Annotated in this window: 9 protein-coding genes and 8 tRNA genes; 6 read left to right on the top strand and 11 right to left on the bottom strand. The window is 62.8% G+C overall.

Features of this window, described 5'->3' with window-relative positions; genetic code table 11:
- On the bottom strand, positions 1 to 551 hold a 551-nt coding region (locus AMA01_RS01335; protein ID WP_067846176.1), incomplete at its 3' end, for a peptidoglycan-binding domain-containing protein.
- A gap of 183 nt (positions 552 to 734) precedes the next feature.
- Between AMA01_RS01335 and AMA01_RS01330 the strand changes: the two genes are divergently transcribed.
- The gene (locus AMA01_RS01330) at positions 735 to 1,007 is read left to right on the top strand and encodes a DUF1450 domain-containing protein (RefSeq protein WP_067846173.1); all 273 of its coding nucleotides are present in this window, start codon (positions 735 to 737) and stop codon (positions 1,005 to 1,007) included.
- Between the two features lie 21 nt (positions 1,008 to 1,028).
- Here the strand turns inward: AMA01_RS01330 and AMA01_RS01325 are convergent, their stop codons facing one another.
- Positions 1,029 to 1,238, bottom strand: a complete 210-nt coding sequence (locus AMA01_RS01325; RefSeq protein WP_067846179.1) for a hypothetical protein — start codon at positions 1,236 to 1,238, stop codon at positions 1,029 to 1,031.
- Positions 1,239 to 1,348: 110 nt separating this feature from the next.
- On the opposite strand from AMA01_RS01325, the gene AMA01_RS01320 reads away from it, so the two are divergent.
- From AMA01_RS01320 to AMA01_RS01305, 4 genes are all read left to right on the top strand, one after another.
- Positions 1,349 to 2,086: a pseudouridine synthase gene (locus AMA01_RS01320; protein ID WP_067846170.1), complete on the top strand. Its 738-nt coding sequence runs from the start codon at positions 1,349 to 1,351 to the stop codon at positions 2,084 to 2,086.
- A gap of 66 nt (positions 2,087 to 2,152) precedes the next feature.
- A complete protein-coding gene (locus tag AMA01_RS01315; RefSeq protein WP_067846167.1) occupies positions 2,153 to 2,530 on the top strand; it encodes a phasin family protein in 378 nt (125 codons plus the stop codon).
- A gap of 49 nt (positions 2,531 to 2,579) precedes the next feature.
- The gene (locus tag AMA01_RS01310) at positions 2,580 to 4,268 is read left to right on the top strand and encodes an ABC1 kinase family protein (protein WP_067846164.1); all 1,689 of its coding nucleotides are present in this window, start codon (positions 2,580 to 2,582) and stop codon (positions 4,266 to 4,268) included.
- A 16-nt stretch (positions 4,269 to 4,284) separates the two neighbouring features.
- The gene (locus tag AMA01_RS01305) at positions 4,285 to 5,154 is read left to right on the top strand and encodes a PhzF family phenazine biosynthesis protein (RefSeq protein WP_067846161.1); all 870 of its coding nucleotides are present in this window, start codon (positions 4,285 to 4,287) and stop codon (positions 5,152 to 5,154) included.
- Between the two features lie 95 nt (positions 5,155 to 5,249).
- Here the strand turns inward: AMA01_RS01305 and AMA01_RS01300 are convergent, their stop codons facing one another.
- Positions 5,250 to 5,591 carry a hypothetical protein gene (locus AMA01_RS01300; RefSeq protein ID WP_067846156.1) on the bottom strand — a complete coding sequence of 114 codons (342 nt, stop codon included), beginning with the start codon at positions 5,589 to 5,591 and terminating at the stop codon, positions 5,250 to 5,252.
- Between the two features lie 97 nt (positions 5,592 to 5,688).
- Between AMA01_RS01300 and AMA01_RS01295 the strand changes: the two genes are divergently transcribed.
- A complete protein-coding gene (locus AMA01_RS01295) occupies positions 5,689 to 5,886 on the top strand; it encodes a hypothetical protein (protein WP_067846153.1) in 198 nt (65 codons plus the stop codon).
- Positions 5,887 to 5,897: 11 nt separating this feature from the next.
- Here the strand turns inward: AMA01_RS01295 and AMA01_RS01290 are convergent.
- The 8 genes from AMA01_RS01290 to AMA01_RS01255 all read right to left on the bottom strand — a co-directional run bounded on the left by AMA01_RS01290 (position 5,898) and on the right by AMA01_RS01255 (position 6,687).
- A tRNA-Phe gene (locus AMA01_RS01290) sits at positions 5,898 to 5,973 on the bottom strand.
- A 3-nt stretch (positions 5,974 to 5,976) separates the two neighbouring features.
- Positions 5,977 to 6,052: transfer RNA gene (locus AMA01_RS01285), tRNA-Met, on the bottom strand.
- A 60-nt stretch (positions 6,053 to 6,112) separates the two neighbouring features.
- A tRNA-Glu gene (locus tag AMA01_RS01280) sits at positions 6,113 to 6,187 on the bottom strand.
- A 4-nt stretch (positions 6,188 to 6,191) separates the two neighbouring features.
- Positions 6,192 to 6,266: transfer RNA gene (locus AMA01_RS01275), tRNA-Asn, on the bottom strand.
- A 5-nt stretch (positions 6,267 to 6,271) separates the two neighbouring features.
- A tRNA-Ala gene (locus tag AMA01_RS01270) sits at positions 6,272 to 6,347 on the bottom strand.
- A gap of 54 nt (positions 6,348 to 6,401) precedes the next feature.
- Positions 6,402 to 6,475: transfer RNA gene (locus AMA01_RS01265), tRNA-Gln, on the bottom strand.
- 5 nt (positions 6,476 to 6,480) lie between these two features.
- Positions 6,481 to 6,556, bottom strand: a tRNA-His gene (locus AMA01_RS01260).
- Positions 6,557 to 6,602: 46 nt separating this feature from the next.
- Positions 6,603 to 6,687: transfer RNA gene (locus AMA01_RS01255), tRNA-Tyr, on the bottom strand.
- Between the last annotated feature and the right edge of the window lie 138 nt (positions 6,688 to 6,825).

Genomic DNA, 6,825 nt, shown 5'->3' with positions numbered 1-6,825 from the left:
GAACCGCTGCTGGATGAACCGCTGCTGGATGAGCCGCTGCTGGATGAGCCACTGCTGGATGAGCCACCTGTCAAGGCGCCGGTGGCGTGCGCCTTGACGGCCTGTTGCAGAGCCGTGAGCGTGCGCTCGTCCACCACGCCGGTCGGCGTAAGCCCTTCAGCGGCCTGGAACGCTTCGACGGCCGCCGCCGTGATGGGGCCATAGGTTCCCGTGATGGCGTAGTTGAAGAAGCCAAGTGCCGAAAGCGACTGTTGCAGAGCCGACACTTTGCTGCCCTTGTCACCCTGCTGGAGCACGACCGGATCCGCAACCGCCGCCGTCCGGACGGTGGCTCGGCCCGTCGCCGAGGTCACGTGGGTGCCTCCCGTGTGAGCGGACTGGGTGGCTTGCGCTTTGGGCGAAGAGGCCACTGGACTCTTCGCGACGGCGTGCCATATCGTGAACATGCCCCCAAAGGACACGGCGGGGACGGACCAGGACAAGGTTGTGAGCCAGCGGTGCATCTTTCGTTCGCGCGCCAGCTTGGCAAGCTTTTTGTCATCTGGCGTCATGGTTTAACCTCCTGCCATCTCATCTTCATTCGCAGTGTTCCATGGCGAGCTTGAATTTTCATTGGAGGGCGCTTTGCGCGCGAGAGACTGGGTATGCTGGGATCGGCGTGGGAAGGGGCCTCGCGCGAAGGGAACGCGCACAGGTGTACAATGGATATGGGTAGAGTGCGGGAGGGAAGGGCCGTGGATGGGCTTGTCGTGATCGAGGTATGTGCCAACAACCGGCTGGCCCCCGAGTGGCTTTCGGAGATTGAGCAGCGGCTGCCAGGCGCGGCGGTGCTGGAGACGGACTGCACCAACACCTGCGGCCTGTGCCAGGTGCGAGCCTTCGCTTACGTGAATGGCAAGCTCGTGCATGATCCGGATCCCGCGAAGTGCGTGGAGAAGATAGAGGACGAGGCACGCGCGCTGCTTCGATGGCTCACCTCAAGCGAGGACGAAAAAGGCGCGCCCTGAGGCGCGCCGAATACTTCTCCGTTATTCGTGATGCCGCGCGCGGCGAAAGACCTGCCTGCGGTTGTGGCGGTAGAGGAAACGGCCGAGATCGAGCGCGAGCGCAATCTTGCCGAGCACGTCCAGGAGAGGCTTAAAGGTCCACCACACCGTCAGCGCGACGAACGCGATCACGCCGAGGAACACAGCCACGACGGCCAACAGCGCAATGAGGACAATGGTCGCCACATGCATGACCAACACCTCGCTTTCCGTTCGCGCCAAGCGAACGAGCTAATCTTATTGTACCGCTTCCAGTGCAGGACACAACCCGCCCGCGGAGCGATGGTGATGGAGGCAGGACGATGTCGACAATACGCGTGGACAAATGGCTGACCACGGCCGGATATGGAACGCGCAGCGAGGCCAAGAAGCTCTGCCGCGCAGGCCGCGTGCGCCTGAACGGCGAAACGGTGAAAGATGCCGCGAAGCACGCAGATCCGGCCGTGGATGTGCTGGAATTGGACGGCGAGCTGGTGCCGTACGAGCCGCTCGTGTACTTCATGATGTATAAGCCTCCTGGTTACGTGTCCAGCACCGAGGATCCGCGGGATCCAGTCGTGATCGAGCTGTTGAACGAGGAGGATATCTGGCGGGATGTGTTTCCCGTCGGTCGCCTCGACAAGGACGCCGAAGGGCTCCTTCTGCTCACCAACGACGGCGCGCTGGCGCACCGCCTGCTCGCGCCGAAGCGCCACGTGCCCAAGCGCTACTTCGTCCGCGTGCGCGGCGCGCTTGGGGAAGACGACGTGCGCGCGATGGCCGAAGGTGTGGAGCTGGACGACGGGTACATGGCCATGCCCGCCGAGCTTGAGATTTTGCGATCCGGCGCGGAGTCGGAGGCGGTCATTCAGGTGTACGAGGGAAAATACCATCAGGTGAAGCGCATGTTCGCCTCACTCGGCAAGCGCGTCACGTTTTTGAAGCGCATCAGCATGGGACCGCTGTCGCTCGATCCGGCCCTGCAGCCGGGCGAATACCGGCGGTTGACGGAGGACGAGATCGAGGCGCTCCGCGCTTATGACGGAAGAGGCGCAAGATAGGCAGGTTTTCGAAGCGAACGCGAGCTTTGCGTGATACACTTAAAAGAAATCCTGGTGAGGAAACGCATGTATGTGGAGGTGCGCGTGATGGACGTGGAAGAACAGTTTCGCAAGATGGTGGACTTGGGCATTGGGATTATCACCTACAGCAGTGAGAAGATCGCCGAGGCCGCCAAGCAGTGGGCTGAGGAGAAGCGCATGACGCCCCAACAGACGAAGGAGTTCGTGCAGGAATTGGTGGAACGCGGGGAGAAGGAGCGCGCGGAGTTCCAAAATTCTATTCAGGACAACGTGCAGCGCACGCTGACCAAGTTGGGCATCCGGGAAGATCAGGAGGTGCTGCGCGCGGAAATCCGCCAGCTTCGCGCGATGATCGAGCGGCTCGACGCGCGCGTGGCGGAACTCGAGTTGCGGCTCGGCAACGGCGGCGAACCGCAGGCGTGATGATCGGCGCGTTGGCGCAACCTTTCTTTTCGCCGTAAAGGAGTGGACCATGGTCAGAGGACACATGCTCGGTCGGCGGGTGCGCCATCTGTCTCGCTATAAGGACATCGCGCAGATTCTGGTTGCCAATGGCTTTGGTTGGTTCATCGACGAGATAGGGCTGGTCGATCTGCTTTCGCTCCCTCGCCGGCTCTTCTCGGGCCGCGAGGACCGGGAGTCGCTTTCGACCTATGAGCGGATCCGAGTGGTGCTTGAAAAACTTGGACCGACATTCATCAAGCTCGGGCAAATCGCCAGCCTGCGCGCGGACGTGTTTCCGCCAGAGCTCATCGAGCAGCTCGCCAAGCTCCAGGACGACGTGCCGCCCGTCCCGTTTGCAGAGGTCAGAAAGATTGTGGAAGGCGAGCTCGGTCAGCCGCTTGACGAGGTTTTCCGCGCGTTCGACGAGGAGCCGGTCGGTTCGGCCTCCATCGGCCAGGTTCACCGCGCCGAACTGTTGAACGGAGAAGAGGTGGCGGTCAAGGTTCAGCGCCCGGACATTCGCCGGAAAATTGAGATCGATCTCGACATTCTCATGGACCTCGCCCGCCTGACCGAGCGCCACTTCGAGTGGGCGTCTCACTATGAGCTGACGGCCGTGGTCGAGGAATTTCGTCACACGCTCCTGAACGAGCTGAACTACACGGTCGAGGCCCACAACGCCGACCGCCTGAGGCGCGTGCACGAAAGCGATGCGGATGTGCGGATTCCGGAAATCTACTGGGAGTACACAACCCCGCGCGTGCTCACGATGGAGTACGTGCGGGGTATCAAACTGCAGCACCGGGACGAGCTCATCGAAAAGGGCTATCGGACGGACGAGATCGCCAGGCGCGTGACGCACGCTGTGCTCACGCAGATGCTTGTTCACGGCGTGTTTCACGCGGATCCGCATCCGGGCAATCTCGCGGTTCTGCCGGATCACAGCATCCTGTTCATGGATTTCGGTATGGTGGGTAGGCTGTCGAGCGAGATGAAACAGCATCTGGCCGCGCTCGTCATCGCCCTCATGCGTCGGGACACGCGCGCCATTGTGCGCGTGCTGAACAGGATGGGCGTGGTGCCGCACGACATCGACGAACACCGGTTATACCGCGACGTGGATCATCTGCGCGAAAAATATTACGAAATCCCGCTCACCCAAATCAGCCTGGGAGAGGCCGTGAGCGAACTGTTCGCCGTCGCTTACCGCCACCGCGTCCGCATTCCGTCCGATCTCGCGCTCGTCGGCAAGGCGCTCGTGACCATCGAGGGCGTCGTGGAGGGGCTCGATCCGACTTTCCGCATCCTCAACATCGCCGAACCGTTTGGCCGCGCCCTGCTCAAGGATCGCGTGCGCCCTCGCCACTTTGCCTCCTATCTTGCGCGCGGCGCCGTCGAGGGGCTGGAGTTTCTGAGCGACGTGCCGCGCCACGTGATCGACATCCTGCGCCACTGGCGGCAAGGGAAAATCCGCATCGAGCTCGAAATGGCTGAATTGGATACGCTCACACGGCAGTTGGTTCGCATCGGGAACAGGCTGTCGTTCAGCATCACGCTGCTCGCGTTCAGCATTTTCATGACCGGGCTGCTCATTGCGACGGTGCTGAAGAAATCGCCGGCGGGGCTTTGGTCCTTTCCGACGACCGAGGTCGGCGTGGCGGTCGGGCTGTTTCTGCTCTTTTTGCTGATCCTTTCGATCTGGCGTTCAAACAAGTGACCAAGGAGCGATGGCGGTGCGAGAGATCGAAGTGTTTCAGGTGGACGCGTTCACCGAAGAACCATTTTCGGGCAATCCTGCCGGGGTCGTGATCGACGGTGGAGACTTGCCGCGAGATCTGCGCCAGCGAATCGCGCGCGAGATGAACTGCTCGGAGACGGCGTTTGTGTTCCGGTACGAGCGGGACAGGTTCCGGTTCCAGTACCACACGCCGGAGGCGGAGGTGGACCTCTGCGGGCACGCGACCATCGCTGCGCTCCATCTGCTCCGCGAGCGACAGGACATCGTCGGCGACATCGTGGCGGAGACGCGGGCGGGAATCTTGCCCATGCGGATTGACGAGGAGGGGCCGGTCTGGATGCGCCAGGCCGAGCCGAAGTTTCGCGAGGTGCCGGACGACGTCCGCGTCGCGCTGCTGCAGGCGCTCGGGCTTGGCGAGGACGATCTCGACGGAGAGCTGCCGTTTGCGCTGGCGTCGACCGGCATTTGGCAGGCAATGGTGCCGGTGAAGTCTCGCGACGCTCTGTTTGCCCTGACGCCGGATACGTTGCGCCTGCGCGAGGTGTCGAGGCGGCTCGGCGCCATCTGCGTTCACGTGTACGCGCTCGATCCGGCCCATCCGTCGGCCGTCGCCGTGGCGCGCGACTTCGCGCCTGCAGTCGGCGTCGCGGAAGACCCGCACACAGGCACGGCGGCGGGCGCGCTGGCGTGTTTGTTAGCGCATCGCGGCGCCGTCCCGGCGGGAGAGATGGCATTCGAGCAGGGCGCCAATCTCGGGCGCCCGGGCCTCATTCTGGCGCGCGTGGAGGCGGGCCCACCGATGCGCGCCTGGGTGGGCGGTCACGCGGTCACCATGCTTCGCGGCGAGATGCGCGTGGCCAAATAGGCGTGGGTACTCGCCGCGCGCGGACGGCGGCGCATGGCCGCGGATCCTTCCGCGCGCCGCGCCTTACACGTTGCGAGAGCTGTGTGCCCTCGTCTTCAAACGTTCCCCAACCGCCGCACCTCTGCGCCATACCAGCGCCCGATGGCCTGCATGGCCGCCTGCATCACGGCCGCCGGTTTCGGCGGCCCTTCGTACACAAAAACCTTTGCTTCGCCTTCCTCAGCGCGCGCGTCGATGCGCACTTGGTGTTCATGTCCGCTCACCGCGATGGTGAACGAGCGTTTGGCCTGCCCGGGGTGTGAAAACACGAGCCTGACGCCGCCGTCCATGGGCTCGTGCGACAGGCGGCCATCGAAGGTCGACGCGATATCCGCGGCCTCCCGCACGGCTTCAACGCAGCGTTCCCATGCTTCCGACCGGTCTTTGGGTGTGCTCATGGCTTGGCCTCCTCTGACACGAGGCGAGATGGAAGGGAATCGTGATGGAACGGGAATATTGTAGACGACACGCGCAGAAAACGAAGGTGGTGAAAAGGTGCAGAGGGGCGTCATCTGCTTTGTTCATCCGAATGGCCGGCAAGGAATTCTTCGCGTGCGAGGCGGATGGGATTTGCCGTTTGACGCCGCGGATGGTGTTGGACGGGGGCGCGTCCGCGCGGGCGATCACGTCGCGTTTGAGGTCATGCAGACGCCGGAAGGGCCTGTTGCGTACAACTTGGTGCGAAGGCCGTGAGCTGAAGAAGGTGGTGGCTCGGGACGGAATCGAACCGCCGACACGAGGATTTTCAGTCCTCTGCTCTACCGACTGAGCTACCGAGCCGCGTGGTTGCGGGGGCAGGACTCGAACCTGCGACCTTCGGGTTATGAGCCCGACGAGCTGCCAACTGCTCCACCCCGCGTCAATTCGCTGCATGGTTCGTTTGAGAAACGGACGCCCAGGCACTTTCATGCCTGGGCACTGGTGACCCCAGGGGGATTCGAACCCCCGTTACCACCGTGAAAGGGTGGTGTCTTAACCACTTGACCATGGGGCCGAGTTGGCTCCCCGAGCAGGATTCGAACCTGCGACCCTCCGGTTAACAGCCGGATGCTCTACCGCTGAGCTATCGAGGAATGTGTGGTGGAGGTAGCCGGATTCGAACCGACGACCCCCTGCTTGCAAGGCAGGTGCTCTCCCAACTGAGCTATACCCCCACAAAGGACGCGCCCCCGGCGGCGCCGAAGGGCGCGTCTCAACTGCGCCGTGCGTGGCTGGGGAAGAAGGATTCGAACCTTCGATCGCGGTACCAAAAACCGCTGCCTTACCACTTGGCTATTCCCCAGCATTTGGGGTGAGTGATGGGATTCGAACCCATGCATGCCGGAACCACAATCCGGTGCGTTAACCCCTTCGCCACACTCACCACACCGACCGAAGGTAAAGCAAACCCCAACGCGCAAGCGTTGGGCTGGTGGAGGGGGCAGGATTCGAACCTGCGAAGCATTACGCAACGGATTTACAGTCCGCCCCATTTGGCCACTTTGGTACCCCTCCGCGACCTGCGCCGGCTCGCCATCTCATTCGATGGCGCCGCGCGCATTCAGTACATTACCATGGCCTCGCGAGGGAAGTCAAGTCTTCGCGGCGGATTTTTTGCACCTGCCATCGCCAGCGCGAGCCGCGGTTTCGTGA

It is taken from the genome of Alicyclobacillus mali NBRC 102425, from assembly GCF_001570745.1.
Classification (GTDB): domain Bacteria; phylum Bacillota; class Bacilli; order Alicyclobacillales; family Alicyclobacillaceae; genus Alicyclobacillus; species Alicyclobacillus mali.
This window is presented reverse-complemented; position numbering and strand designations above follow the sequence as displayed.

Excerpts from the sequence above, each read along its gene's own strand:
- AMA01_RS01300 (WP_067846156.1), bottom strand. The coding sequence starts at position 5,591 with ATGAGCACACCCAAAGACCGGTCGGAAGCATGGGAACGCTGCGTTGAA.
- AMA01_RS01310 (WP_067846164.1), top strand. The coding sequence starts at position 2,580 with ATGGTCAGAGGACACATGCTCGGTCGGCGGGTGCGCCATCTGTCTCGC.
- AMA01_RS01325 (WP_067846179.1), bottom strand. The coding sequence starts at position 1,238 with ATGCATGTGGCGACCATTGTCCTCATTGCGCTGTTGGCCGTCGTGGCT.
- AMA01_RS01320 (WP_067846170.1), top strand. The coding sequence starts at position 1,349 with ATGTCGACAATACGCGTGGACAAATGGCTGACCACGGCCGGATATGGA.
- AMA01_RS01315 (WP_067846167.1), top strand. The coding sequence starts at position 2,153 with ATGTATGTGGAGGTGCGCGTGATGGACGTGGAAGAACAGTTTCGCAAG.